Origin of the sequence: Shewanella sp. FJAT-52076 (assembly GCF_019457455.1) — a bacterium.
Lineage (GTDB): Bacteria > Pseudomonadota > Gammaproteobacteria > Enterobacterales > Shewanellaceae > Shewanella > Shewanella zhangzhouensis.
Genome location: NZ_CP080415.1, coordinates 609,086 through 635,201, shown reverse-complemented (window position 1 = coordinate 635,201; position 26,116 = coordinate 609,086). Strand labels below are relative to the sequence as shown.

Genomic DNA, 26,116 nt, shown 5'->3' with positions numbered 1-26,116 from the left:
AGTTTTCCGGCTTTTTAAGACGTGGTATAACTCAGGGAAGCCGCCATTTCGTGCGGCACTTCAGAATAACCCGGTTATCAATGGGATCAGTGAGCATGTCGAACCCTGCGCAGCGCGCCACCAAGCTGTTTGTCCAAACTTTCGGGACCAAGGCCGATGCCTATTACCAGGCTCCGGGCCGGGTCAATATCATTGGTGAACACACAGACTATAACGATGGGTTTGTGCTGCCGGCAGCCATTAATTTTCATACGGTTATCGCAGTAAAAAAGCGTGATGATGACCGTTTTCGGGTCGTCACAGAGGCCTTTCCCGGTGAGCTGAGGGAGTGGCGTTTCGGCGAAGAAGGCGAAGTCACTGCCGGAGGTGACTGGGTAAACTACCTCAAAGGTTTCACCCAGGCAGTGGGCCAGGCCGGACTCAAAGCCAAGGGGCTCGACCTGGCGGTGGTAAGCAGCATCCCTATGGGAGCGGGCTTTTCATCCTCAGGCGCGCTGGAAATTGCCTTTGGCACGGCGTTGAATGACACCTGTCAGCTCCACCTTTCCCCCATGGCCATTGCCCAACTGGCACAGCGCGGCGAAAGCCGTTTCCACGGCAGTACCTGCGGCGTGATGGACCATATGACCAGCGCCCTGGCCGAGGCGGATTCAGCCCTGCTGATTGACTGCCTGGATCTGGATATAGAAGCCGTGCTGATCCCCGATAACCTGAGCCTTATCATCGTGCATTCGCCACTGGACCCCAAGTTACTGGAAGAGGCCTATAAGGCCCGGGCCGATGAATGCCGCGATGCCGCCGAATTTTTCGGGCTCGACTCCTTACGGGATCTGGAACTGGACGAGCTCAAGGCCGCCAGCGACGTGCTGGATGAAACCCTCTATAAACGCGCCCGACATGTCATAACCGAGAACCTGCGCACCCAGAGCGCCGGCCGGGCATTGAAGCGCGGTGATGTGGCCAGGCTGTCGGAACTGATGGCACTTTCCCACGCCTCGCTGCGGGATGACTTTGAACTCATGGTCCCGGAAGTTGAGACCCTGGTGCAAATCATGGCTCAGGCCATTGGCGACCGTGGCGGGGTGCGAATGACCGACGGCTGCAGTGTCGTTGCGCTGGTGGAACATGATTTGACCGATGCCGTGGTACACGCGGTAGAGTCGGAATACCCTGCCAAAACCGGGCTGGAGCCCGTGCTGTATATGTGTGCCCCAAGCGCAGGTGCAGGACGTATCGACGGCTGATTTTTTCAGCCAAAACATACGAATGCAATCACTGTTTCGTGCCAGGGCTATCGTTTATAGTGCTTTGACTTTTATATGGATAAGGCAATCTACTCATGGTGCGTCACTCAGTGCTCGACTCCTGGAAGGATCCCAGGGGCGGAGAAATCGAACGGGTCCGATTGGATAACGGCCAGTTGGCCATCGAAGTACTGAGTCTGGGCGGTATCATTCGCTCACTCTGGGCCCCCGACAGCCGGGGCGAGCGCGCCAATCTGGTACTTGGCTGTGACAGTGTCGAAGACTATCTCACCCAGAGTGCGCACCTTGGCGCCATTGCCGGACGCTATGCCAACCGTATCGCCCACGGCAAATTGCACTATGACGGTGAAGACTTCCAACTGGATGTGAATCAGGCAACCAATTGCCTGCATGGCGGCCGGGAAGGTTTTAATCGCAAGCAATGGACGCTGGGATTGCTTCCCGACGGTGTGCGTCTGAGCCTTCGCAGCCCCGATGGTGACATGGGATTTCCGGGCAATTGCTCGGTCCAGCTGGATTACCGGCTGGCGGGCAACAACCTCTACGTTGAAATCATGGCGATGACCGACAAACCCTGCCCGGTCAACCTGACCCAACACAGCTACTTTAACCTCGACGGACGCGCCGATTGTCTCGATCACACTGTGACCATGCACGCCAAGACGTTTCTGCGCTGTAACGAAGCTGGGATACCGACAGGACACGCCTCCACCTCCGGCACACCGCTGTCGTTGCAGGATGTTCGCCTTGGTGACCGGGTACAACACCCGGACTTGGCCTCCACCCGCGGTTTTGACCACTGTTTTGTTATCGACAAGACGCAGGACGAGCTGGCGTTGGCGGCCGAGCTTCACAGCCCACACTCGGGCAGACTCCTTAAGCTCTATACCAATCAGCCGGGTGTACAGCTCTATGGGGCGAATTTTCTCGATGGCGAACGTGGGCGGCAGGGCAAAATTTATCGACCCTATCAGGGTGTTTGCCTGGAGCCACAGCTGTTTCCGGATGCGCCGAATCAACCCGACTTGGGCAAGGCCTGGTTAATGCCGGGGGAAATCTATCATCACATCAGTCGTTACCAGTTCGAGGTCAAAGACTGAATCGAGGTAACCCAGCGCGCCATTGATGCAGCTCAGCAAGGTCCTACCAACAAAGTGATGGAAGGTGCTGAAGCACTGGATGCTGCGGGGTGAGATCTCACCACTAAACAGAAAAGCGCCAGGTCGACCATTGGGTCGACCTGATTGCAGCAATCGAAGGATTAATCGTCGAAATCGTCGGACCAATCGTCTCCGAAATCGTCGCTGCTACCGCTGCTGCCACCACCACTCAAGTCTTCATACTCAGGCTCAGCTTCGGCTTTGGCCTTGCGGGAAGAGGCTGGTGCATCCTTGATATTGCTCAAGTTGATCCGTGCGTGGTGCTTTTCCATAAAGGACGCACGAGCGGCTTTCCATTCTCCGCTGTAATTGCTCTCGGCAGCCTTGAGTCCGGCATCATCAAGCTCATGCAGGTTGGGCTTAACGATGTCTTCAACATACTCAATAATGGCTTTGCGCTCGGTGTTATAAAGATAAACACGTCCCGCGGAAGCTTCGGGCAACTGATTGTCGTGAATGACGATGGAAGTTCCGCGAGCAGTTTTCAACACTCCCCACCAAACCTGTTTCTTCGCCGTGTTATACATATATGCCAATACCTTTTAATCAACACATACACTAGGAATTTACGGTTGTTTGAATTCGCGGGGAAGCACACCACCCCAGCAAAAAATCGACCGAATAACTCGGACGCTTCAAGTTGGGTATTCTTACAGAATCTTTCCGAGAATCAATGCCAAATTAAGCGATTTTTTTGTGATATTTAGATTAATTTCAACCTGTTTTTTTCATTTTTCCGTTTAATCTCGACTTTAGTCGAAAATTTCGCCATATCAAGCAATTCCCTTGAGGCTGAGCACCAGCTTTCCATGATGGGATTTTGCCTCCATGATGCTGTGGACCTTCACCACTTCATCAAGGGGATAAACACCAAAAAGGGGTATACGGCATTGACCGGCTTCGAGCAGCGGCCAAACCTTCTCTTTAAGCTGCGCTGCGATGGCTGCCTTGGCCTCGATACTCTGGGGTCTTAAGGTTGAGCCTGTCCACAGGATGCGTTTACTCATGATGCGAAACACATCCACCTCAGCCTTGGGGCCAGCCTGCATGGCAACAGAAACCATGCGGCCATCATTGGCGAGCATTTTCAGATTGTTATTAACCATGGCACCACCCGCCATGTCCAGCACTACATCCACACCGCGGCCTTCAGTGGCTGCAAGCACCTTGTCCACCAGCGCCTCATCCCGGTATTCAAAGGCCATGTCTGCCCCCAAACTCAAGCAATAATCGCGTTTATCGGCACTGCCTGAGGTTACCAGCACCCGCGCCCCAAACGCCCTGGCCAGCAGAATAGCCGTGGAGCCAATGCCACCGCTGCCGCCCTGAATAAGCAAGGTCTCGCCCGCCTTGAGGCCACCGCGCATAAAGAGATTGCCCCACACGGTAAAGAAGGTTTCAGGCAGGCCTGCGGCCTCCTCAAGGGACATAGTTAAGGGTATGGGCAGACAGTGTACTGCGGGGGTCACCACCAAGGCGGCATAGCCACCGCCGGGCACCAGGGCGCAAACCTTGTCTCCCACTTTTGGCCAGCTGACATCGGCGCCAACCTCAACCACCTCGCCGGAAACTTCCAGGCCCAAAATTGGCGAAGCGCCCGGCGGTGGAGGATAAGCGCCTTTGCGCTGCGCCAAATCCGGTCCGTTAACGCCGGCGGCGGCGACCCGAATCAGCACCTCGCCGTTTTTTGGGGAAGGCGCAGGCCCTTGCACCAGTTTCATCACCTCGGGGCTTCCGGGGGCATCAAACACAACCTGAGTATGGAGTGAAGTCATAAAGAAAAATTACGCAGACTGAGAAAAGTTGTCCCAAGCATAGCAGCTTCCGGCAAGGCTAAAAGATGAAACTTAACCGGGACTTGAAACATACAACCGCCAGTCTGGGTAAGCAGTGTCCACAAAGCAGCGCCTCCCACAGGGAAGTGCCCCTTACACTGGTTTTACGTCTTGTGCGCGAGAAAATAAGATAAAAAGGTCCGCGATAGCGGACCCTTCATATCAACACCTGGCCAAAAATGCTTGCAACCTAACCTCGGCCGCTTACGCTTTTTTGCCAAAACTGCTTGGATAAACCACTGGTTTTACTTGAAAGGCGTGACATACGTGCCCCCAACTGCTCGGCCTCACGGGATTGGCTGAGCACGGCTTCGGCCAGCTCATTGATGGTTTGCAGCGAGTCGCTGATACTGCCCGCCGCGCTGGACTGCTCGGTCATGGCGTGGGCACTGTGATCGGAGAGGGATTTAATGGTGTTGATGGCACTATCCAGCGCCCCAAAAGCCTGTTGCACCTGCTCAAGTCTTGCGGCCAGATTCTTGAGCTGCTGCTGACTGTTATCCAGATTGGCTTCGGCCCTCGCCGTACTGGACTGGAATTTGCGCACTATGCCTTCTATCTGTCCGGTCGACTCGCCGGTGCGTCCTGAAAGCTGTCGCACTTCATCGGCCACCACGGCAAAACCGCGTCCTGACTCGCCGGCACGGGCGGCTTCGATGGCAGCATTGAGCGCCAGCAGATTGGTTTGCTCTGCTATGGTGCCTATGACTTCAAGCACCTGATTGATGGCCTGGCTGTCGCTGGCAATCTCACGCACAACGGCGTCGCACAGACTCATTTGCTGCTGCAGCTGCTGCATGGCCCGTTCAACCTCCGCTAGCTGCTGTTGCCCAAGCCCCATGGCACTCTGGCACTGTTCCACATCGCTGGCCACCGCCAGCGTATGCTCTTTGACCTCGGCAAAACTCACGTGCAGCTCTTCCACCGCAGCGGCGGCCTGCTGAGTTTGCTGACGCTGACCATCGGCCCGTTCGGCGCTGCGGGCAATGGCATCAAGCAGCTCATTGCTTTGGTTCGCCATGGTCTCGGTGGAGTCGGCCATCCGCCCCATCACACCGCCGGTTTCGTTGGTCATAAAACGCATGGCGAGCATAAGATCACCAATTTCATCCCGCCGACCTGTGTATACCGCTCGGGCCACGGGATCCTGAATAATACCGCGTGCCTCACTGGCAAGATCGCGCAGCGGCGCCAATAAACCACGGCACCCCAACAGGGCGATGGGCAACAGCGGTAACATCAACCAGAAAGACCACTGGGCAGCAAAGGCCGACAATCCGAGCATCAGGGCAGTCCACAGCATGAGTTTGCCACACACTCCAAAGCGGCTATCCCTGAGTGTTGCGGGCTGATGACCTTTCACCAACTCGGCATACAATGACTCGGCGCGCTCCCTGTGTTTGGCGTTCACCTTGCGGCGCACCGACTGGTATTCGTGAACTTCGCCATCTTCATATACGGGAGTGACATAGGCATCGACCCAGTAATAGTCCCCGTTCTTACAGCGGTTTTTCACCAACCCCATCCAGGGGCGTCCTTCGCGAATTCGATTCCAGAGCATCTTGAATGCCGCAGGTGGCATATCGGGGTGACGGATGAGATTGTGAGGTTCATTCACCAGTTCCTCTTCCCGGAAACCGGCAATATTACAGAAGTCCTGATTGACGTACTTGATACGCCCTTTCAGATCCGTGGTAGAAAGAATGATGGCCTCGTTGTCGAGCACCACCTCCCTGAGGGTAACGGGTTGGTTGTTGCGCATCTTTTATTCTTGTTGGCCAATTGATGCGCAAGATTTTCACCTTTTAACGCCTGTATTAAATTGATGCAGTGCAAAAAAAGTGTCTCTGAGATGTCTGTTTATTGATCCACTGCACATTTGCAGCAAACAAAAAGCGCTAGTCAAAACCTTTAAAATATACAGTCACTTAAAATCTACTCAGCCGCGAACTCAGCCAGCTATTGCGGCAAAACTCCCCCGACAAAGCCCAGCCAGGCTTTGGGGTGCCAGGGCAATCTCAAGCCCCCGTCGACCGGCGCTTACATGCATCTGCTTCAAGGGCTCGGCACTGATATCTATGAGTGTGGGCAACGGCTTTTTCTGCCCCAGTGGACTTATGCCCCCCACCAGATAACCGCTGGAACGCTCGGCGGCCGCCGGATTTGCCATCACCAGCTTTTTTTGCCCCAGGGCTTTGGCAGCCAGTTTAAGATTCAGCTGCTTTGCTACCGGCACCAAGGCCACGGCGATGGGGGCAGACTTTTCGTCCAGTGCCACCATCAGGGTTTTAAAAACCAATTCGGGCGCAAGCCCCAATTTGTCGGCGGCCTCCATACCGTAGGACTGAGCGCGGCTATCGTGCTCATATTCGAGCACCTCAAAAGGGATCCCGGCCTTTTCGGCCTGTTTAATCGCTGGAGTCATGGGCGTGGCTGGTTTGGAATTTTCTCCAGTGTGCCAGCCTGATAGCGATGGGTAAATCCAGTCTGAAGCGAAAGCGTGTTAATGCGGGCTGTATGCCAAAACCCAACAGGCACCATGTGACCCAAACACGCTTTCCTGAAAGTGATTAAGAAAAACCACACCTGTAATCTGTGGTGGCAGCCCCAGACTAGCTGACCTGGCTTAACTCCAGGCCATTGTGAAATGCAACCCTGTCACGGCCGGATTGTTTGGCATGGTAAAGCGCCGAATCGGCACGCTCGAGGATTTGTAGCCAGCTTTGGTCCCTTTCACGCCGCTGAGCCACACCTAAGCTGACGGTAAGATTGACTCTGTCTTGCCCAAGGGTAACAGGTTCATTTTGAATTTTGACTCTTAGCCGATTGGCCAACTTACGAGTGCACTCATCATCACTGCCGGGTAAGAGAATGACAAATTCCTCGCCGCCAAAGCGGAACAGATAATCGTAGCCACGCAGCAATAAGGCGCAGGTGTTGGTGACATGTTTGAGCGCCGCATCACCATCAACGTGGCCATAGGTGTCGTTGATTTTCTTGAAATGATCTATGTCCAACACCATGAGCCCCAGCTCGGATGAAGTGCGGGCACTGCGCTCAAACTCACGCACGGCAATGTCATTCAGGGCACGACGATTGAACCAGCCGGTAAGGGGATCTGTAGTGGTAAGTTGCCTCAGTTCAAGCTCCTGGCGGCGAATAACCATCGTGGCGCAGGCCATGGTACCCAGGCTTAAAAACACAAAAATCGCCAGGGTGCCCGAGGTTTGGAAAAACTGGCTCCCGGCGTATGTCAGGTTCATCTCGGCTGAAGTGCCCAGGATCAGAGTGCGCAATAACAATTGCAGCAAAAACAACAGCTCCAACACTAACAGGGGCATGCACGCCAGCCTCAGCTCCCTGGCGCCGTAACGCCAGAGTACGGAGATAGTCAGGCCGCTGATGAGCATCAACAGTGGGAAAAACAGTAACAGACGGTTGGCGACGGACGCCTGAACCCAGGGCACGGCGTGCACTGCCGCAATGAAGATGGCCACCGCCACACCAAACTGCCAGTGGGTTTTCAGGCCGAAGTAACGCCTCACCCCCATCAGAACGGCACAGTGTCCGGCAAAATAGAAGGCGTTAGTGAGTACCGGTGCCACCCAAAATGGTTGCGGAAAATGAAACACCAACACAGTCAAACCATTAGTCGCCAAAAAACATAAACCGGCAAAGGACCAGTCGAGCAGACTGTATTCCCTGGGGCTGGCGATAAAGAGTCCCAACAGGCTGATGGTCATCATGGCGCTGGCAAAGGCCGTGGCTATATGTAGGGTGTAAGCGTCCATTCTCACTCTCTTTTTATTGCACTGCACAAATCAGAATGCAGTACCGTATAAGATATTTCTGGCGCCATGTTAACCCAGTCTCGCCAGCGAACTCCAACAAACTTTGATCAGGTTTACCCATATCCGGGCTCACTGAGATCCAGCTTGCCCAAGTTGGCAAGCCACAGACCGCAGAGCTCAGGGGCGGAGTTTGATATAAAGCTCTCCTTCGCGGATTTCTATATCTTCGACCCCATCGGCAAAGGCATTCCAAAAGCCACTGTCGCCGAATTCACTCACCAAATTCACCTGCTTCATATTGCCAAGCCAGGCATTGGGAAGGGGCACGCCCATCAGGCTCACCCCAACCAAAGCCACCACAGGACGGCGACGCTGATCCAAATGGATATCCAGCCCCGCATTCACCCTCAGGGTTTCACCGGCCATGATGGGAAAGTCTCTGGGAATGGGGATCAGCAGTTTGGCACTGGCGAGGTTGTCGGAAAAATCAATCGCCAGTCGCTCGGCAAACTCCGGGCTGCGACCAATCATGGCGTTGACCTCTTTTTCACTGAAAGTCACCTGTCGCAAATCATCCCGCTCCCGGTAGGGCTCGGGAGTCAGGTCCGTACTTCCCCGGTTGGCTGTCCCTTGCCTGTCTTTATTCGATGGACGTTGAATATCCCAGCCCAGGGTGTCCAGCTTGGCCTCGAGGTTCTTCTCCTCTTTGGCGCTCAGGGTCACCGGGGTAAAGGGGCTTGGGAAAATATAGGTACGGATAATCAAAAAGCTTGCCACGACAGTCAATAACATCACGGCCAGAATAATGAGCAATACCTGTGCACCACTGAAGCCACGTTTATCAGCGCTGGTTCTTGTATTCATCCACTTGTCCCCTATCGTCTTTGCCCGGCATGTTACCGCCCTGACGCTCGAAAGGACAGCACCACGGATAGCGAGAGTAGTCAGGACAGAGCCCTGGCTGGCCCGAATCACTCACGCTGCTTTTTCCCTTCCATTAAATTATTCTAATGTTATCGATTTAGGTTTATGCTGAACATCTTTCATGATGGGAGAAGATTTCATGACATCCAAACTAATCGTGGCTTTTGGCCTGTTGCTGATGGCCACAACCCATGGTGCCCAGGCGACAACGGCACCCGCCATGCCACCACAGGCAGCACTTTGCGGCAGTTGCCACGGCCCCCAGGGCCTCGGCGTAGAACCGCTGGGACCTCGTTTGGCGGGGTTATCGAGCGAGTACATTCAAAAGCAAATCAAAGATTTTCAATCTTCAAAACGGCAAAACCCCACCATGACACCCATGGCCATGACGCTGCAGGGCGATGCCTTGATTGCCCAGGTCGCGGATTATTTTGCGGCGCAAGCCGTACCCAGCGTCAGCATTCAGCGCCGTGGTGAGCAAGTGACATTTAAGGACAGCGCAGAGCAACTTGCCTACCAGGGAGATTGGTCCCGTGAGTTACCGGCCTGTGTCACCTGCCATGGCCCATCGGGCATCGGCGCTGGCACCTTCCCCCGTCTTGCCGGACAACAAGCCAGCTACCTCAAGAGTCAACTGCTGGCCTGGCAGGCAGGAACGCGTCAGGGTGACAGTGACAGCATGATGGCCAATGTTGCCAATAAGCTCTCGGCGGCGGAAATTGACGCCATTGCCCACTATTTTGCCAACCTGAAGTAAGGACGCCCGACATGAAACCTGTACTGATGTTGATGCTGGGCGCCGCAGCGGTTACGGCCGCCCACGCTGCTCCACCTGCCACCACCAGCCTGCCCGATCGCCAGGCACAGCTACCCTCATCTCCCAAACTCGAGGGCCAGGAATATCTCATCCCAAGACCACTGGACAGCATTCCTCAGGGTGCCTTTGGCGATAAGGTACGCCTCGGCTATCAGTTATTTGTGAATACCCAGCAGCTGAGGGGCAAGTATGTTGGCAACGAGCTTAACTGCGTAAATTGCCATATGGATGCGGGCCGCAAACCCAATGCCTCACCCATCTGGGGGGCCTTTTTTGCCTATCCGGCGTACCGCAAGAAAAACGACAAGGTCAACAGCTTTGAAGAGCGCATACAGGGCTGCTTTACCTATTCCATGAATGGCAAAGCGCCACCTTCCGGCAGCCCTGAACTGGTTGCCATGTCCGCCTATGCCTATTGGCTGGGAATGGGCGGCCTGATGGATCAATACGGTGTTGCCGGCGAAGTGCCCCAGCTTGATGATGCCGAGTTGCTAAAGGGCGGAAAGCGCGATGATTTTCCAGCACCGAATGCCATCAAGGCGGCATTGACGGTAGACGCCCGAGCGCAACTGCCCGGCAGGGGTTATCCGGCAATCCCCAAACCAGAGCTGCCTTACGATGCCAGCCGAGGTGCCTTGGTGTATCAGGCCCATTGCCAATCCTGCCATGGCAGTGACGGGCAGGGGCAGGCCATCGCCGGCGTCTATGCCTTGCCGCCCCTGTGGGGACCGCAAAGCTTTAACTGGGGAGCGGGCATGCACAGGGTCAACACGGCTGCTTTTTTCATCTATGAAAATATGCCACTTGGAAAGAGTATACAGCTGACACCTCAGCAGGCCTGGGATGTGGCGGCCTTTATCAACGCCAAAGAACGGCCCCAGGATCCTCGCTTCGAAGGCAATCTGGACGCAACCAAGTCTCGCTACCACAAGCACGATGGTTACTACGGCACCACCCAGGATGGGGTGCTGCTGGGTAAAGACGCCTTCCCTGTGTTTCCAGCCACACACTGAAATGTAAACGCCCCTGCCCGATGATGCGGGCAGGGGCTACTGTACCTATATTTATTCAACGGGCAGAGGCTGCTACCGGCAGAGTACGCAACCACGCTGCGCGCCTGCGATGACTACAGGTGCCAGATTGTCTGCGCGTCAGGGGGCATGGATAAAGCGGGCAATACGCTGATAGGTGCTTAAACACTCTTCTGCCACCAGATCGTGAAGCAGCATATAGGCGTGGATCATGTCCTCCAGCCCGTGATGCTCTACCTTTACCCCCACCCGCTGTAACGCCTCGGCGTAGGCCCGACCTTCATCGCGCAGCGGATCGCAGCCGGCAGTAAAAATCAGCGTTTCCGGCAACCCAGCCTCAATACGACCATGCAGTGGCGATGCCGCCCTCACCTTTTCAGCATCCAGGGCCGTATATTGAAAGTACTGCTCGAAATACCACTTCACCCTTGGTGTTTCCAGCAAGAAACCCGCGCCGTTACTCTCGTAAGAGGCGCTCGTCATGGTGTAATCCACGCTGGGGTAAATCAGAATTTGCTTGCGAATAGCAAGGCTCGGCTCAGCCAGACTGCGCTCACTCAAACTGGTGCAGATGGCACCGCCGGCACTGTCGCCCATGATGCAGGGGCCGGTGATAAAAGCGACGTCCTCCAGCACTTCGGCGTAGTGGCGCAGGGCATGCTCGCAATCCTCAAGACCCGCAGGATAAGGATGCTCAGGTGCCAAGCGGTACTCCACACTAATCACCACGCAGTGAGCTGTGCTCGCCAACTGGCGGCAGATGGGGTCGTATAGCTCCACACTGCCGCACATGTGGCCGCCACCGTGAAAGTGCACCACCACTGGCAAGGCGCTATGTGGGTCGGGGCTGTAAACCCGGGCGGGAATGGCTCGGTCACCAAGTTGCCAGGCTCTGTCGGCGATGTAGCTCACATCGGGTTTACAGGTCATGAAGGCGGCGAGCTTATTCAGATTTTCCCTCAACAGCGCCGGTGTGAACTGAATGTTTTGCTCCCTTGCAAGGGCAATATTTTGGTTGGCCTGGGCCAGAAACTCCGCCAGCTTTGCTGACGCCGAACCACGTGGAGAGTCTTGCATGCTTATTCCTTGGGTTTTCCGGTTTCAGGGAGAAAATAGCTGCCAACAAATACGGTGGCGCTCAGCAGGGTAATAAGGACAAAAGAGGCGAAATAGCTGCCCTGATTCATGTCCACCAACTTGCCAAAGAGCCACAGCACTATGGTGGAAATGAGATAGCTGATGGACCAGAAGAGGCTGAAAATCACCGTGATTTTTTGCCCCGTCATCTTTGGCAACTCGTGGGGAATGCTGACAAGGGCGGTCACCGGCAGGAAGATACAAAAACCCAGTACGATGGCGCACAGGGTTTGCAGCCAGGGTTCGGTGCCAAAGGATAAGCCCAGCACAGTGATAAAAATCACCAGCCCGCTTATCCGGATAATAGGCAGTCGCAGGGGCTGTTTGCGGCTGTAGAGGATACCGGCGACAGTGCCGAGAATACCAAAGCCAATCACCCACTTACTTTGGCTGATGCCCGCCTGGGGATAAAAGGTAAACAGGCAAATATAAAAAGACAGCAGACCCGAATAAGTTAAGGCGTAAGCCCAGTTAAAGCCGTCCTTCAAACCATCGAGATAACTGTAATGGCTGGACTCTTGGGCTGGCACACCAGCACCTGGCTGCTCGCGGTCGAACTTCACCATCAGCCACAGCAATGCCAGCACCAGACTTGCCAATGAAAACACCAGCAAACTTTGCTGCCAACCGCCGGTAATGGCATTGATGGCGGGCATGCCCCAAAGCACGATTGCGGTGCCCACGTTAAAGGCCACCGCGTTTAAGCCGTTGATCACCGGGCGCTCTTCGGGGGCAAACCAGTGCATCACTATGGGGTTGAAATACACAATCATAAAGGCGCCGCCAAGCCCCATCAGAAAGCGGCTGACCAGGAGCACATCGTAGTTGGGGGCGTAGGGCGTGACTATGCCGGTCACTATCAACAAGGCCGCCACCAAAAAGGCGTATTTCACCCCGAATTTCAATGTGAGGTAGGCTGCGGCAAAGGTGCCGACAATCTTCGCCAGGGTCACGGCGCCGCTCAGTAAACTTGCCGAGGCAAAGCTCTCGATATGCATCGAGGCCATTATCTGGTCCATACTCGCGGTGCCGCCAACCCATGCCATGGCAAATAATACGTAACTGGTAAAAACCAGACCTTCCACCAGATATTTATGGGTTATTTTCATAGGCGTAATAGCTCAAAACCTGAGATGAATATTGGGGGCTAGGTTATCTGATGAAGTGGGATAAAGAAGTACTACCTTAGTGCACCGCAGAGGGATCAAGCCTTTAACAATCGGCCTGCCTGGTGTAGCTTGGCTGGGTATTGGAACATCATTCTGGGGTTTATTTTGCTGGCTTGGCTGTCTGTTGATACCTGGTGGATCAGCGTTATTTCAATCGCCTATTTGGCCGTGCTCTTTATTGTTGCTCAATGGGGGCAAAACCAGCCCTTCGGCCAGTGGCGAAAAAGACCCTGGGTTTACAGCCTGTCTTTGGGGGTATGTTGTACCTCCTGGGCCTTTTACGGCACGGTCGGCCAGGCCGCCACCACAGGGGCCTGGCTGGCACCCATTTATATCGGCTCCATTATGTGTCTGGTGCTGGCCTGGCCCATGTTGATGCGCACCCTGCACATAGTAAAAAGCCAGAACCTCACCTCCATCGCCGACTTCATTGCCTGCCGCTTCGACCGCTCGCCCAAAATTGCCGCCGGTGTGGCCATGGTATCGCTGCTTGGCACCATTCCTTACATCGCCCTGCAACTTCGGGCCATCAGCACCAGTTTTGATCTTCTGACCGGCACCTTCCAGTCTGGGATAAGCACGGCGTTTATCGTGACTATTGTGCTGATTATATTCAGTATTCTGTTCGGCACCCGCCAGTTGTCGGCAAGTAAGCAAAATCAGGGGCTGGTGCTGGCCATTGCCTTCAGCTCGGTGGTGAAGCTGCTGGCACTGACGACTGTAGGCATCTTTGCCACCTTTTATATTTTCGACGGCTTCAGCGATCTCCTCACCCGGAGCCAAGCGCTCCCCACCAGCACAGAGGCCAACTCCCTCTATTTTGTGCTGTCGCAAATTCTGCTGGGGGCCATCACCATCTATGCCCTGCCCCAGGAGTTCCACATGATGATGATTGAGAATCATCATGCCAAAGAGCTCAAATCTGCCCGTTGGATGGTCCCCCTGTACCTGCTGCTGATGAATGCCTTTATTCTGCCGATAGCCCTTGCAGGCCAGCTGAGTTTCCCTGGCGGCAGTGTGGATGCCGATACCTATGTGCTTACCCTGCCACTGTTTTACCAACAGGCCTGGTTGGGGGTACTGGTGTATCTCGGTGGTCTTGCCGCGGCAACCGCCATGGTGATTGTGGCGGCCATTGTACTGAGCACCATGATATCCACGGAGATACTGACTCCCCTGCTGCTCCGTCTGCCCAGATTCAGTTCTCAGCAAACACCGCAGCTTGCGGGAATTCTGCTGAACCTGCGCCGCGTAGCCATTGCCGCCATCCTGTTATCGGCCTTTGCCTTTGAGCGCTATATCGACCAGCAAAATCACCTCGCCAGCATAGGCCTTTTATCTTTTGTGTTGTTGTCGCAATTTGCCCCCGCCGCCGTGGGAGCGCTGTACTGGCGCAGGGCCAACACCCAGGGGGCTTTCTGGGGCATGTTGCTGGGCAGCCTGGTCTGGCTCTACACCCTGCTGCTGCCCGCCACCTTCCCCGATGCCAACTGGGTTCTCAATGGCCCTTGGCACATCGGCTGGTTAGCTCCCAATGCCCTCTTTGGCCTTAATGGATTGGATAACATCAGCCATGGCCTCTTCTTCAGCCTGCTGGTGAATATCGGTAGCTTCGTGCTTATTTCCCTCTTCCGGGAGCAGAGTGTAGGTGAGCTTTTGCAGGCCGATGTGTTTGTAAACCGCAAGCAGTTGCAGCTTGAGCGCCATCTGTCGGTGAGCGATTTAGCCAGCCTGCTGCACAGGTTTATCAACAAAGAAGAAGCCGATGCCCTGGTCGCAAAAGCCAAACTGCTGGGCTCTGAGCTGTCGTCCCGCCGGGAGGAACTGGTGGATTACACCCGGCTGAAACTCTCAGGGGTATTGGGGTCAGCCTCCACCCGCATGGTGATGAACGCCGCCTCCCGCGCCCAGCAAGTGCCGCTGGAGGATGTGGTCAGCATTGTCGATGAAGCCAACCAGATATTTGAATTCAACCGCGAACTGCTGCAATCGGGGGTGGAAAATATCGAGCAGGGGATAAGCGTGGTCGATGCCGACATGCGCCTGGTAGCCTGGAACAAGCGTTATATTGAGCTCCTTGATTATCCTAAAGATTATGTAAAAGCGGGCATCCCAATCGAGAAGCTGCTGCGCTACAACATAGAACGCGGCATCATAGTCGGTGACGAGGCCCACGAACTGGTGGAGAAGCGCCTCGCCCATATGCGCAGCGGCAGCCCCCATCATTTCCAGCGCACCATGCATGATGGCAGGGTACTGGAAATCCGCGGCCAGGCCATGCCCGGGGGCGGCTTTGTCAGTACCTTCAGCGACATTACCGCCCACATTCAGGCCGAAAAGGCACTGCAGCAAGCCAACGAGACGCTGGAGAAACGGGTCGAAAGCCGCACCCGGGAGCTCGCCAAGGCCAAGGCCGAAGCCGAAGCCGCCAACAGCAGCAAAACCCGTTTTTTGGCCGCGGCCAGCCACGACCTGATGCAACCCTTTAACGCGCTCACCCTGTTCACTGAGATGCTGAAGCAAAGGGTGACCTCCACCGAGCTTCAGGATTTGGCGACCCATATCGAAGACTCCCTCAATGTGGTGGAAAGTCTGCTGTCTGACCTGGTGGAAATCTCCCGCCTCGACAGCAGCAGTCTGAAAACCGAGCAGAGCCAATTCGCCCTCGATGACTTGCTCTCGACGCTGGTAAACGAATTCAAGGTGTTATCCAAAGAGCAGGGGATTGAATTTGGCTATCAGTTTTCATCCTGCTTTGTGCAAAGCGACCAACGCCTGCTGCGGCGCATCATTCAAAATTTCCTCTCCAACGCCTTTCATTACTCCCCTGCCGGCGCCCTGAATCAGGTTCAGGCAGCATCGCGAGTACAGCTGGAGGGCGGAGAGTCGATGGCAAGCGGCGGCGAATTTGTCCCAAGAGTACTGCTTGGGGTTCGCAGGCGTCAGGACAGCCTGCTTATACAGGTGTGGGACAATGGCCCGGGGATCCCTGCGGAAAAACAGCAGGCAATTTTCGGTGAATTTGAACGCCTGGAACAGACCCGGGAAATTCCCGGGCTCGGCCTTGGTCTGGCGATTTGTGACCGCATAGCCAAGCTGCTTGGCATCCGGATTTATCTGCATTCTGAGCTTGGTAAAGGCACTTGTTTCAGCGTGGAAGTACCAAGGATAAGGCAGCAAAAGCTGCCCGGTAATGTGGTCAAACTGCGGCGCGACGACGAGACCATGGGCGACAGCTTCGATATTCAGGTGCTGGTTATCGACAACGACGAGCTGATGCTAAAAGCCATCTCTTCGCTGCTTCTCGGCTGGGGTTGTAAGGTACTGACGGCCAGAGATGAAGCGAGTGCCCTGGCACAGCTTGAAGGGGCGGACACGCCCAGAGTGATTCTTGCGGATTATCACCTGGATGATGACCAGAACGGGGTTTCGCTGGTGCAAAGCCTGCTTGAGCATCCAAGGCTTTTGCAAGCGCGCCCCACCTGCGTTATCTGCTCGGCAGACCCCTCAGAGGCCGTCCGGCAGCACACCAGCAGCGCCAACTTCAGCTTTGTGCGTAAACCGGTGAAAGCCACTGCACTTAAGCGGCTGATTAAGCAACTGTCATGAGTCATTGCATCGGCTTAATACAGGATTGATTAACGCAACGCTGCGCGAGGGCACACCCCGGGCGCAAACAAAAACAGTGGCCATATGCCACTGTTTTTTATCTGCTCTTTTTATCTGGGCTTTTTATGTTCTTAAGCGGTTTGCTCAGGCAGTCGCCGCCTGCTTGTCGCTACTGGTGATCATCAATTGCTGGAACACCAGCCCTGCCTGAGTGCGATTGTAGACTTCCAGTTTCAGCAGTATGGCCGACACATGCTTTTTAACCGTGGTTTCCTTGATATTGAGATCGTAGGCAATTTGTTTGTTAAGGCGGCCATTGGCAATGCTGGCAAGCACAGTGTATTGCTGCGGCGTGAGCTGAGCGAGCTGCTTTGCCAGCCGCTGATGCTCTGCCGCCGTCTGTTGGTCGACATTGATGTCGGTGTTCTCCGGCAGCCACACCTCGCCATCGAGCACTGTGCCTATGGCATCGGCTATTTGATTGAGGTTGGCCGACTTGGGAATAAAGGCGCTGGCACCCAAATTGATGGCCTTGCGAATGATGTCGGGCTGATCGTCCGATGACACCATGATCACCACGATATCGGGGAAATGGTTCTGCAACAGGGTTAATCCGGTAAACCCTTCATTACCCGGCATATGCAGGTCGAGAAATACCAGCTCAATATCGGGATGACTTTCAATGACTCTGATGAGTTCCTGAAAGTTTTCGGCCTCCAATACTTCAGCCGTATTTACATTTTTGAGAACGGCCTGAGTTAATGCTGCGCGAAATAGTGGGTGGTCATCTGCAATAGCCACTTTTATCTGAGACATAATCCACTCCCTTTATTTTTAACCCAGTTTAATCACACCAGAAATTAATTCCAGACAAACCTGTCCTGCTTCAATAAATAACCGACTCAGGGGAGTCGGTTATTTACGAATTATGCTGGCAATAAATGCTAGAAACTGTATCCCACGGTGAGTGAAATGGTTTCCGGATCGCCATAATAGCCAATTAATGTATTGTCACCACCCAATCCTGGAATATAGCCACCGTTACCGTCCGGCGTCACAAAGGCATAGTTACCCACCAGGTATTCTTCATCGGTGATGTTTTTCCAGTGCAATCCGGCAGTCCAGTGACCGTCATTGCTGTACCAGTTCAGCCCCAGATTCAGCAGGCCATAACCGTCCTGGCTCAGCAGGTTATCCACTACAGCCAGGTCATAGTCGCTGCGGTAGTAGTAGTTTCCGTTTGCCACAAAGCTGCCGAAATCCGTGTCTATGTTGTAGCTGAAGCCCACGTTGGCCGTGGTATCCGGGGTGTTGGTGATGGTGTAAGTATCGCTGATATCGATTTGATTCCCATCCGCATCGTAAGAAATCACCTCATCGAAGTTGGCGTCGATAAGACCCAGGCTGGCGAACAGGTTCAGTGATTCAGTGGCAGCATATTCCAGCTCAAGCTCCAGACCGGATGCAGTGGAGGTACCAATGTTCCCGAGACGCTGATTGAGGTCAGCAGCATCTTCACCGGGCAAGACGGTCACGAACTGGCGATCTTTATGGTTAAGGTAAAAAGCCGTGGCGTTGATGCGCAGGTTGTTGTTCCACTCGCTCTTCACGCCCACTTCAAATGAATCAACCACTTCTGGATCTACTGCCGGCTCAGGCCCGGTCGCCCTTGGGTTAAAGGTACCGGACTTAAAGCCTTGGGAGTAACTGGCGTAGAACATCATGTCGTCGTTTAGCTGGTACTCGACCCCGACTCTGGGGGTGAATCTGGACCAGGTCTCTTCATCGTCGAGCACCTTGGGGATACTGGCTTCAATCTGGGCCTCGTCCCGTACATAACCCGGATACCAACCTGTCTCTGGATAGATGCTGTCGAAAATCACCCCGTTGTAAACGGTGGCATCCTTGGTCTCGCGGGTGTAACGGGCACCCAGGGTCAGCGACAGTTTGTCGGTGATATCGTAAGAGCCCTGAGCATAGGCGGCATAGCTTTCGCTGTTGTTGCAACCCCGCACTTCACGGGTCAGGCCACCGTAAGCCTTGAAAGCCTCTTCAAGAATGGCATCGAACACGCCGCAGGAGTCACCTTTAAAGTAATAGAGGCCAGACACCAGCTTGAGATTTTCACCATCATAGTTTGCCTGAAACTCCTGACTGAACTGCTCATCATCGTAGATGGCAGGCACATCGAAGATACGCAAGCTGGTGTTGTCAAAGTCGATGTTGGTGGGCGAATAGCTCTCACGGGATGAGGTGACTGACTTAAGGGTCCAGTCATCATTCAGGCCATATTCCAGCGTCAGCCCCCAACCCTCGGTTTCCACCTTGTTCCAGGTGGGCATGCTGGTATAGGAGTCGTACTTGCTGTCAGGCACGGGCGCATTGGTGAGCAGGCTTGGTAGAATACGATACCCACCTTTGGCGTTGGAATCGTCCTCTGTTTTGTCATAGGTCAGACGCATAAAGAGCGCATCTGTCGGGGTATATTCCAGGCTGATACGGCCTGCCATCAGGTCTTTATTATAGTTTTCAGTGTCTTGATCGTTCAGCGCCGAAGTAACAAAGTCACCGTAACCGTCACGGCTTAAACTGGCCACCGCAAAACCAAAATAGAGTTTATCGTCAACCAGGGGGTACTGACCTGCTACCTTGAAATCACGCTGTGCATAGCTGCCAACGGTGGCGTTCAGGCTCAGCTCGGCATCGCCGCTCATCTTCCTGGTCACGTACTTCACCGCACCACCTATGGTGTTTTTACCATAGAGGGTGCCCTGCGGGCCGCGCAGCACTTCGATGCGCTGTACATCGAGAATGTCCAGCACTGCGCCCTGTGGACGGGCAACATACACATCATCGATATAAATTCCGACCCCGGGCTCATAACCCCAGAGCGGGTCTTCCTGGCCTACACCACGGATAAAGGCGGTGAGCGTTGAGTTGGTGCCCCGGCTCGCCTGCAGGGTGGTGTTGGGGGAAAACTGCTGAATTTCGGTCATGACATTGATGCCATTTTCAGCCAGATCCGTGGCGCTGACCGAGGTCACGGCAACGGGCACATTCTGCAGACTTTCCACGGTTTTGCGCGCGGAAACCTCAATGCGTTCCAAGGTGGCTTGCTTCTCCCCTGTGCTATTTTCATCTTCGGCGACAGCATATTGTGCTGCCAGTGCCGATGAGATAGCTAAAGCAATGCAACTCATTTTAATAGTGTTCTGTTTCATACAGAGTTCCCGTTGTAGTATTTATTTTTTAAAGGTTGGTACTTACTGCTATTTAAGTTCACATCGACTCTATAGCAGTTCCTTAAAAATTAAATCGGTACTATAGTAGTATGTGTTTATAACCAGTTGTTTTTAAATTGATTCAACTAAACAACGTATTCATTCTGCCATCGATAAAATTTCAAAATCATATCGAATTCAAGACTATTTAAAAAGTCAAAGTGATTTTAAAACCGGCTAAAGAAGCGGTGTGAAAACTCATTTAATTTAATCAGCCTATAATCCCCAGGACCGAATAATTTCATCCATACTGCCGATGGGTGCCTTCAATAAAAAGTCCCCTTCTTTTCCGCCATTATTTATTTCCGGATTCACTGCAATGCCATGGCCCATGTTATTAATCTCCACCAAAGCAACCCGCAAAAGCCCATTCGCATCGGTCCAGCGGCTTATCCGATAATCGGTAGATTGTTCGACCCTTGGCGCTGTCTCCATTCCGGATAACTGCACCCACTGCGCCGCGAGGCTCTGGGCATTTTGTGGATGCACCACCGCATCTGTGGTGCCCGTCCAGATGCTGAGGGTCGGCCAGTGGGCTTGCTCGGGATGTAACTTGTGCGCGAAGCTAACAAGTTCTTCAATGGATTCAGCCGGCCCTTTTTTCATGCAGGAAATGGCTTTGGTAAGGTTATCGGCACAGGGATAAGGCAGGCCAGCAATCACGGCCCCGGCGCTGAAAAGGTCCGGATAATTTACCAGTGCCGCGCTGGCCATGGCACCACCGGCAGACAGGCCCACCAGATACACACGTTTGGCGCCGGTACTGGCCTGCGCCCGGGTAATCATGTTTTTCAGCGATAGCATTTCGCCGCTGTCCGCCTGAGTATCCTGCGCGGAAAACCAGTTGAAACAGCGCTTTACGTTATTATCAAAACTCTGTTGTGGCACCAGCACGGCAAATTGCTTCTCTTGGGCAAGGCCAGTTAACCCGCTGTTGTCAGCAAGCTCGATACCGTCCTGTACGCAGCCGTGCAGTAATACCACCAGGGCACTGCCGGGGTTGGTTGCAGGCGTATAGATTGAAGCCGTCAACGCCCCGGGATTGGCACCAAAGTCGTTAACCGACTCAAATACCTGGGCGGAAGCATGGGCCGCAACACTCAGAGAGAGACTGCAGCTTAAGACAGCCGCGGCCTTAAGCGCCAACGAAGAGATTTTGAGCATAAACAGGCTCCAACACAGAAATACAGACACTGCAAACTTGCGTAATTTGCACCCGGCTGACAATGGCACTTTAGATCCAGAACTGTCCTGACCCACGCCACAGACACAAGCATTAGCTTCCGGACTTATCCCCGCTGAAAGCTCATTTCGGGCACATGCTCAGGCACCACCAACTCACCAGCCGTGAGTTTGATAATCTCTTCCACACTCACACCGGGGGCGCGCTCCAGCAGATGGAACTTCCCATCTTTAATTTCGATAAAGGCGAGATCGGTGAGCACCTTTTTAATACAGCCTTTGCCGGTCAGCGGCAGGCTGCATTGGGTGAGCAGCTTGGATTCGCCCTGTTTCGAAGCGTGGGTCATGGTCACTATGATGTTGTCGGCCCCCGCCACCAAATCCATGGCGCCGCCCATACCCTTGATGAGTTTCCCCGGGATCATGTAAGAAGCAATATTGCCCTGGGTATCCACCTCGAAGGCGCCGAGCACGGTTAAATCCACGTGGCCACCACGGATCATGGCGAACGACTCAGCGGAGTCGAACAAGGCCGCGCCGGTCGCCATGGTCACGGTTTGTTTGCCCGCATTGATAAGGTCGGGGTCGACTTCATCCTCAGTGGGAAAAGGCCCCATGCCCAGCAGGCCGTTTTCCGATTGCAGCATGACTTCCATCCCATCGGGAATGTAGTTAGCCACCAGGGTAGGAATACCTATGCCGAGGTTGACGTAATAGCCGTCTTTGAGTTCCTGTGCGACACGCTGGGCGAGTTGTTCTCTGGAAAGTGCCATGGTGAACTCCTATTGGCCTTGTGAAGAGGGACGTATGGTGAGCTGCTCGATGCGCTTCTCGAAACTGCCCTGGATCAATCTGTCGACGTAAATGCCGGGTGTATGAATTTCATCGGGGTCCAGCTCGCCTGGCGCAACAATTTGCTCCACCTCAACCACGGTAATCTTGCCCGCCATGGCCGCCAAAGGATTGAAATTACGTGCCGTTTTACGAAAGACCAGGTTGCCATAGGTATCGGCTTTCCAGGCTTTGACGAGGGCAAAGTCGCCCTTGATGGACTCTTCGAGAATGTATTGCCGGCCGTTGAACTCTTTCACTTCCTTGCCCACGGCCACCTCGGTACCAAAGCCCGTTGCCGTGTAAAAGGCCGGAATTCCGGCACCCGCCGCACGCATTTTTTCCGCCAGCGTGCCCTGGGGGGTCAACTCCACTTCCAGCTCGCCCGACATCATTTGCGCTTCAAAGTTGGCGTTTTCCCCCACGTAGGAGGCCACCATCTTCCGGATTTGTTTATCCAGCAGCAGAATGCCCAAACCGTATTCGGTTGTGCCGCAGTTGTTGGACACCACGGTGAGGTTTCGCGTGCCCTTGCGTTTGATTTCCTTGATGAGATTTTCAGGGATGCCGCACAAGCCAAAACCTCCGGCTATCACTGTCATCCCGTCTTCGAGTCCAGCCAACGCCTGTGCGTAACTGGTAACGACTTTATTCAATCCCGCCACAATCTGCTCTCTTACCCTAGGTGATGTGTGGCGCTTACTATCACTCAATTTTCGGGGGCGGCCTATGGTACTAAGGTCCCAAATAAAAGCCGGGCCCGTTGCTCTATTCTGGGGACATCAACCGCGAGCCTGTCAGCCCGGACGCACGCGCCCTGCGCGCGAAAAATGTCGATCTGGCGGACTTGCATCACATGCACAGAGTAACGGGAGACACCAGTGATGTCGGGTGGACAAAGGAGTTTAGAAGGCAAGGTCGGGCTTATCACAGGCTCCACCAGTGGGATTGGCCTGGCCACGGCTCAGGTACTGGCCGAGCAGGGTTGCAACCTGATATTGCATGGGCTGTTACCAGAGGATGAAGGCCAATCCCTGGCGGCCGACTTTGCGGCCCAATACGGCATTCGCACCTTTTTCAGCAATGCAGACTTGCGCCAGCCAGAGAGCATCCACCGCTTTATGACAGAAGGCACAGAAGCACTCGGCAGCATAGATATTCTTATCAACAATGCCGGAATTCAGCACACGGACTCAGTGGCCGATTTCCCGCTTGAGAAGTGGAACGATATCATTGCGATAAATCTGTCGTCGGCCTTTCACACCATACAACAGGCCGTACCCGCCATGGCGCAAAAACGCTGGGGCCGGATCATCAATATCGCCTCGGTACACGGCTTGGTGGCATCGGTGAATAAGGCTGCCTATTGTGCTGCCAAGCACGGCATTGTGGGCCTGACCAAGGTGGTTGCCATCGAGTGCGCCGAGCAGGGCATTACCGTTAATGCCATCTGCCCCGGCTGGGTTGACACTCCCCTTATCAACAAACAGATAGAGGCCGTCGCCAACACCAAGGGGCTTGACTATCACGAAGCCAGATACCAATTGGTCACCGCCAAACAGCCGCTGCCGGAAATGCTCGACCCCAGGCAAATAGGCGAATTTGCGCTGTTCCTCTGTGGTAATGCCGCCCGCGGCATCACAGGGGCTTCACTCGCCATGGACGGGGGCTGGACGGCCCAGTAACCCGGGGTACGTGAGGAAGATACCCGGGCATTGGCACTGGATTGCCCAAAAACAAAAAGCTCCCTGATGGGAGCTTTTTTGATTCTGACCTTTCGATTCAGACCAAGAATTAATGGACTGAATTAGAACGGGATATCGTCGTCCCAGCCATCATCCAGATCAGGGGTGTAGTTTTGCTGCTGTGGCTGAGGCGCTGGACGCTGCTGTGGTGCCTGCTGTGGCTGGTAAGCCGGAGCAGACTGCTGAGGCTTGCTCTGATAACCGCCCTGCTGCTGTGGCGCCTGCTGACCATAACCACCCTGAGCCTGCTGTGGCTGCTGATAAGCCGCTTGCTGAGGCTGCTGTGCAGGAGCGCTGTAGCTTGGCTGTGCGGCCTGCGGCGCCGGTGCGTATTGGTTTTGAGCCGGTGCGCTGTAACCGCCCTGAGACTGGCCACCCTGACCAGCTGCAGGCGCGCCCTGACCCTGGCCCTGGTTGCGTCCACCAAGCATCTGCATGCTGCCGCTCTGATCCACTACGATTTCAGTGGTGTATCTGTCCTGACCACTCTGATCTTTCCACTTACGGGTTTGCAGCTTGCCTTCCAGGTATACCTGAGAGCCCTTGCGCAGGTACTCACCGGTGATTTCAGCCAGCTTGCCAAACATCACCACACGGTGCCATTCGGTACGCTCCTGCTGCTGACCTTGGTTGTCCTTCCAGGACTCACTGGTGGCGACCGTGATATTGGCTACCGCATTGCCGTTGGGCATGTAGCGCACCTCAGGGTCTTGCCCAAGGTTACCTACCAGAATCACTTTATTCACACCACGACTGGCCATTCAATCTCTCCCGAAATTTTGCGTATAAAACAGAGTTAATTTGCAGAGCCTAACACAGCTCTGGCTTCTCTTAAATCGAATTGCTCATCCACTTTGAGGTAAGCAACTTTTTCTTCAAGCACCACAATAGCTTCGGCTACACCGGCCAATTGCGACAGCTTGCTGGCCATCTCGCGGGCCTGCTCGCGGCCTGCCACCTTGGCTTCCAGGGTGTAGCTCTTGAGCAGCACCGGGTTCTTCATCCCCAGAGTGAGCAAAAGCCACAGCGCCATCAAACCCAGCGCCACCACAAACACGCCCGCCGCTCCCAACAACTGGAAGGCGCCGCCGCCCAGCAGACCACCGCAGAAGGCGCCAAGGAACTGACTGGTGGAATACACGCCCATGGCCGAGCCCTTTTCACCCACGGGGCAAAACTTGGCAATCAGGCTGGGCAGAGAGGCTTCAAGGTAGTTAAAACCGGTAAAAAACAGCAGCACGGCAAAGGCCAACAACCACAGGTTATCGGCAAAGAGCGCCATCACCGCAAGCGCCAGCATCATGATCACCAATGCCACCTGGAACATGCCCTTGGTGTTCTTACGCTTCACGCCGATGATGATAAGCGGCACCATCAAGAAAAAGGCACCGATAAAGGCCGGGAAGTAGAGCATCCAATGCTTTTCTTTGACAAGGCCTGCATCCACCAGATCCAGCGGCAGCGCCACAAACACCGCCGTCAGCACCAGGTGCAAAATAAAGATACCGGCATCCAGGCGAAACAGCTGCGGGTCTTTGAGCATCCGCATCAGCTTGGCAGGCGCCGCCAGGGTGTCACCCTTGGGTGCCTGATGCACCGGATTTGGCACCAAAAGCTGCACTATCAGCATGCCAAAAAGCGCCAGGCCAGCGGTGAGGGCAAAGAGCCCCGAAAGCCCCATATGCTGCGCCACCACAGGGCCCACCAGCAATGACAGCGCAAAGGAAAAACCGATACACATGCCAATAATGGCCATGACCTTGGTGCGCTGCTCGTCACGGGTCAGGTCGGCGGCCAGCGCCAGCACGGCGGCGGCAATGGCCCCCATGCCCTGCAGGGCACGGCCGAAGACGACCCCGTAGATGCTGTCGGCCATGGCGGCAACCACGCTGCCCACGGCAAACACCAGCAAGCCGATAAGAATAATGGGCTTGCGGCCAAATTTATCCGAGAGGATCCCCATGGGGATTTGCAGCAGCGCCTGGGTCAAACCATAGGCGCCAATGGCGATACCCACCCACAGGGGCGAGAAACCTTCGAGGTGTTGGCCGTAAAGGGCAAACACCGGCATGATCATAAACAGACCCATCATTCGCAGGCCAAATACGCTGGCCAGTGAAAAGGCGACTTTTTTCTCGGTGGCCGAAAGACCGCTGTTAGCCATGACTGAAAACCTTGATTCAAGAATGCACCGGGGGCGCGAATGGTAGCACAGCGGCCACACTCCCCCAAGTTGGCGATCCGGCGTTTGAGATGCCGGAAGTGAAAATTGTCACGATTGTAAATTTGATCCACGCCGCTGGCAAAGGGGTATTGCAGCTCACACCCAAATCCTCTGG

At 54.6% G+C, this 26,116-nt stretch carries 21 protein-coding genes; 6 read left to right on the top strand and 15 right to left on the bottom strand.

Annotated features, from left to right (window positions below; genetic code table 11):
• Positions 1 to 95: 95 nt before the first annotated feature.
• The gene (gene galK, locus K0H79_RS02770; RefSeq protein WP_220077229.1) at positions 96 to 1,244 is read left to right on the top strand and encodes a galactokinase; all 1,149 of its coding nucleotides are present in this window, start codon (positions 96 to 98) and stop codon (positions 1,242 to 1,244) included.
• A gap of 95 nt (positions 1,245 to 1,339) precedes the next feature.
• A complete protein-coding gene (locus K0H79_RS02765) occupies positions 1,340 to 2,365 on the top strand; it encodes an aldose epimerase family protein (RefSeq protein WP_220077228.1) in 1,026 nt (341 codons plus the stop codon).
• A 161-nt stretch (positions 2,366 to 2,526) separates the two neighbouring features.
• On the opposite strand, the gene K0H79_RS02760 is transcribed toward K0H79_RS02765, so the two are convergent.
• The 6 genes from K0H79_RS02760 to K0H79_RS02735 all read right to left on the bottom strand — a co-directional run bounded on the left by K0H79_RS02760 (position 2,527) and on the right by K0H79_RS02735 (position 8,915).
• Positions 2,527 to 2,952 (bottom strand): hypothetical protein, encoded by a 426-nt coding sequence (locus K0H79_RS02760; RefSeq protein WP_220066633.1) that lies wholly within the window; start codon positions 2,950 to 2,952, stop codon positions 2,527 to 2,529.
• A gap of 246 nt (positions 2,953 to 3,198) precedes the next feature.
• Positions 3,199 to 4,200 (bottom strand): NAD(P)H-quinone oxidoreductase, encoded by a 1,002-nt coding sequence (locus K0H79_RS02755; protein WP_220077227.1) that lies wholly within the window; start codon positions 4,198 to 4,200, stop codon positions 3,199 to 3,201.
• A 250-nt stretch (positions 4,201 to 4,450) separates the two neighbouring features.
• Positions 4,451 to 6,022, bottom strand: a complete 1,572-nt coding sequence (locus tag K0H79_RS02750) for a PAS domain-containing methyl-accepting chemotaxis protein (protein WP_220077226.1) — start codon at positions 6,020 to 6,022, stop codon at positions 4,451 to 4,453.
• Between the two features lie 189 nt (positions 6,023 to 6,211).
• Positions 6,212 to 6,685: a Cys-tRNA(Pro) deacylase gene (gene ybaK, locus K0H79_RS02745; protein WP_220077225.1), complete on the bottom strand. Its 474-nt coding sequence runs from the start codon at positions 6,683 to 6,685 to the stop codon at positions 6,212 to 6,214.
• Between the two features lie 187 nt (positions 6,686 to 6,872).
• On the bottom strand, positions 6,873 to 8,051 hold the full coding sequence (locus K0H79_RS02740) for a GGDEF domain-containing protein (protein WP_220077224.1): 1,179 nt from the start codon (positions 8,049 to 8,051) through the stop codon (positions 6,873 to 6,875).
• A gap of 177 nt (positions 8,052 to 8,228) precedes the next feature.
• Complete coding sequence (locus K0H79_RS02735; RefSeq protein WP_220077223.1) at positions 8,229 to 8,915, bottom strand: arginine N-succinyltransferase; 687 nt, start codon at positions 8,913 to 8,915, stop codon at positions 8,229 to 8,231.
• 199 nt (positions 8,916 to 9,114) lie between these two features.
• Between K0H79_RS02735 and K0H79_RS02730 the strand changes: the two genes are divergently transcribed.
• The gene (locus K0H79_RS02730) at positions 9,115 to 9,732 is read left to right on the top strand and encodes a c-type cytochrome (RefSeq protein ID WP_220077222.1); all 618 of its coding nucleotides are present in this window, start codon (positions 9,115 to 9,117) and stop codon (positions 9,730 to 9,732) included.
• 11 nt (positions 9,733 to 9,743) lie between these two features.
• Positions 9,744 to 10,805 carry a c-type cytochrome gene (locus K0H79_RS02725; protein ID WP_220077221.1) on the top strand — a complete coding sequence of 354 codons (1,062 nt, stop codon included), beginning with the start codon at positions 9,744 to 9,746 and terminating at the stop codon, positions 10,803 to 10,805.
• Between the two features lie 138 nt (positions 10,806 to 10,943).
• On the opposite strand, the gene K0H79_RS02720 is transcribed toward K0H79_RS02725, so the two are convergent.
• Both K0H79_RS02720 and K0H79_RS02715 read right to left on the bottom strand, forming a co-directional pair.
• Positions 10,944 to 11,900, bottom strand: a complete 957-nt coding sequence (locus tag K0H79_RS02720; protein WP_220077220.1) for an alpha/beta hydrolase — start codon at positions 11,898 to 11,900, stop codon at positions 10,944 to 10,946.
• Positions 11,901 to 11,902: 2 nt separating this feature from the next.
• The gene (locus K0H79_RS02715; RefSeq protein WP_220077219.1) at positions 11,903 to 13,069 is read right to left on the bottom strand and encodes a CynX/NimT family MFS transporter; all 1,167 of its coding nucleotides are present in this window, start codon (positions 13,067 to 13,069) and stop codon (positions 11,903 to 11,905) included.
• 165 nt (positions 13,070 to 13,234) lie between these two features.
• On the opposite strand from K0H79_RS02715, the gene K0H79_RS02710 reads away from it, so the two are divergent.
• Positions 13,235 to 16,738, top strand: a complete 3,504-nt coding sequence (locus K0H79_RS02710; RefSeq protein ID WP_220077218.1) for a PAS domain-containing hybrid sensor histidine kinase/response regulator — start codon at positions 13,235 to 13,237, stop codon at positions 16,736 to 16,738.
• Positions 16,739 to 16,882: 144 nt separating this feature from the next.
• Here the strand turns inward: K0H79_RS02710 and K0H79_RS02705 are convergent, their stop codons facing one another.
• From K0H79_RS02705 to K0H79_RS02685, 5 genes are all read right to left on the bottom strand, one after another.
• Positions 16,883 to 17,554 carry a response regulator transcription factor gene (locus K0H79_RS02705; protein WP_220066622.1) on the bottom strand — a complete coding sequence of 224 codons (672 nt, stop codon included), beginning with the start codon at positions 17,552 to 17,554 and terminating at the stop codon, positions 16,883 to 16,885.
• A gap of 128 nt (positions 17,555 to 17,682) precedes the next feature.
• Positions 17,683 to 19,959, bottom strand: a complete 2,277-nt coding sequence (locus K0H79_RS02700; protein WP_220066621.1) for a TonB-dependent receptor — start codon at positions 19,957 to 19,959, stop codon at positions 17,683 to 17,685.
• Positions 19,960 to 20,235: 276 nt separating this feature from the next.
• On the bottom strand, positions 20,236 to 21,183 hold the full coding sequence (locus tag K0H79_RS02695; protein WP_220077217.1) for a PHB depolymerase family esterase: 948 nt from the start codon (positions 21,181 to 21,183) through the stop codon (positions 20,236 to 20,238).
• A gap of 125 nt (positions 21,184 to 21,308) precedes the next feature.
• Complete coding sequence (locus K0H79_RS02690) at positions 21,309 to 21,974, bottom strand: CoA transferase subunit B (RefSeq protein ID WP_220077216.1); 666 nt, start codon at positions 21,972 to 21,974, stop codon at positions 21,309 to 21,311.
• Positions 21,975 to 21,983: 9 nt separating this feature from the next.
• Positions 21,984 to 22,697 carry a CoA transferase subunit A gene (locus K0H79_RS02685; protein ID WP_220066618.1) on the bottom strand — a complete coding sequence of 238 codons (714 nt, stop codon included), beginning with the start codon at positions 22,695 to 22,697 and terminating at the stop codon, positions 21,984 to 21,986.
• A 219-nt stretch (positions 22,698 to 22,916) separates the two neighbouring features.
• Here K0H79_RS02685 and K0H79_RS02680 point away from each other — a divergent pair, with 219 nt between their 5' ends.
• Positions 22,917 to 23,717 (top strand): 3-hydroxybutyrate dehydrogenase, encoded by an 801-nt coding sequence (locus tag K0H79_RS02680; protein WP_220078070.1) that lies wholly within the window; start codon positions 22,917 to 22,919, stop codon positions 23,715 to 23,717.
• Between the two features lie 122 nt (positions 23,718 to 23,839).
• On the opposite strand, the gene ssb is transcribed toward K0H79_RS02680, so the two are convergent.
• Positions 23,840 to 24,538, bottom strand: coding sequence for a single-stranded DNA-binding protein (gene ssb, locus K0H79_RS02675; RefSeq protein WP_220066617.1), 699 nt, complete (start codon positions 24,536 to 24,538; stop codon positions 23,840 to 23,842).
• Between the two features lie 35 nt (positions 24,539 to 24,573).
• Positions 24,574 to 25,941: an MFS transporter gene (locus K0H79_RS02670; protein ID WP_220077215.1), complete on the bottom strand. Its 1,368-nt coding sequence runs from the start codon at positions 25,939 to 25,941 to the stop codon at positions 24,574 to 24,576.
• Between the last annotated feature and the right edge of the window lie 175 nt (positions 25,942 to 26,116).

Excerpts from the sequence above, each read along its gene's own strand:
- K0H79_RS02720 (WP_220077220.1), bottom strand. The coding sequence starts at position 11,900 with ATGCAAGACTCTCCACGTGGTTCGGCGTCAGCAAAGCTGGCGGAGTTT.
- K0H79_RS02725 (WP_220077221.1), top strand. The coding sequence starts at position 9,744 with ATGAAACCTGTACTGATGTTGATGCTGGGCGCCGCAGCGGTTACGGCC.
- K0H79_RS02755 (WP_220077227.1), bottom strand. The coding sequence starts at position 4,200 with ATGACTTCACTCCATACTCAGGTTGTGTTTGATGCCCCCGGAAGCCCC.
- K0H79_RS02730 (WP_220077222.1), top strand. The coding sequence starts at position 9,115 with ATGACATCCAAACTAATCGTGGCTTTTGGCCTGTTGCTGATGGCCACA.
- K0H79_RS02695 (WP_220077217.1), bottom strand. The coding sequence starts at position 21,183 with ATGCTCAAAATCTCTTCGTTGGCGCTTAAGGCCGCGGCTGTCTTAAGC.
- ssb (WP_220066617.1), bottom strand. The coding sequence starts at position 24,538 with ATGGCCAGTCGTGGTGTGAATAAAGTGATTCTGGTAGGTAACCTTGGG.
- K0H79_RS02740 (WP_220077224.1), bottom strand. The coding sequence starts at position 8,051 with ATGGACGCTTACACCCTACATATAGCCACGGCCTTTGCCAGCGCCATG.
- K0H79_RS02750 (WP_220077226.1), bottom strand. The coding sequence starts at position 6,022 with ATGCGCAACAACCAACCCGTTACCCTCAGGGAGGTGGTGCTCGACAAC.
- K0H79_RS02765 (WP_220077228.1), top strand. The coding sequence starts at position 1,340 with ATGGTGCGTCACTCAGTGCTCGACTCCTGGAAGGATCCCAGGGGCGGA.
- K0H79_RS02690 (WP_220077216.1), bottom strand. The coding sequence starts at position 21,974 with ATGGCACTTTCCAGAGAACAACTCGCCCAGCGTGTCGCACAGGAACTC.
- K0H79_RS02705 (WP_220066622.1), bottom strand. The coding sequence starts at position 17,554 with ATGTCTCAGATAAAAGTGGCTATTGCAGATGACCACCCACTATTTCGC.
- ybaK (WP_220077225.1), bottom strand. The coding sequence starts at position 6,685 with ATGACTCCAGCGATTAAACAGGCCGAAAAGGCCGGGATCCCTTTTGAG.
- K0H79_RS02735 (WP_220077223.1), bottom strand. The coding sequence starts at position 8,915 with ATGAATACAAGAACCAGCGCTGATAAACGTGGCTTCAGTGGTGCACAG.
- K0H79_RS02670 (WP_220077215.1), bottom strand. The coding sequence starts at position 25,941 with ATGGCTAACAGCGGTCTTTCGGCCACCGAGAAAAAAGTCGCCTTTTCA.
- galK (WP_220077229.1), top strand. The coding sequence starts at position 96 with ATGTCGAACCCTGCGCAGCGCGCCACCAAGCTGTTTGTCCAAACTTTC.
- K0H79_RS02715 (WP_220077219.1), bottom strand. The coding sequence starts at position 13,069 with ATGAAAATAACCCATAAATATCTGGTGGAAGGTCTGGTTTTTACCAGT.
- K0H79_RS02700 (WP_220066621.1), bottom strand. The coding sequence starts at position 19,959 with ATGAAACAGAACACTATTAAAATGAGTTGCATTGCTTTAGCTATCTCA.
- K0H79_RS02680 (WP_220078070.1), top strand. The coding sequence starts at position 22,917 with ATGTCGGGTGGACAAAGGAGTTTAGAAGGCAAGGTCGGGCTTATCACA.
- K0H79_RS02760 (WP_220066633.1), bottom strand. The coding sequence starts at position 2,952 with ATGTATAACACGGCGAAGAAACAGGTTTGGTGGGGAGTGTTGAAAACT.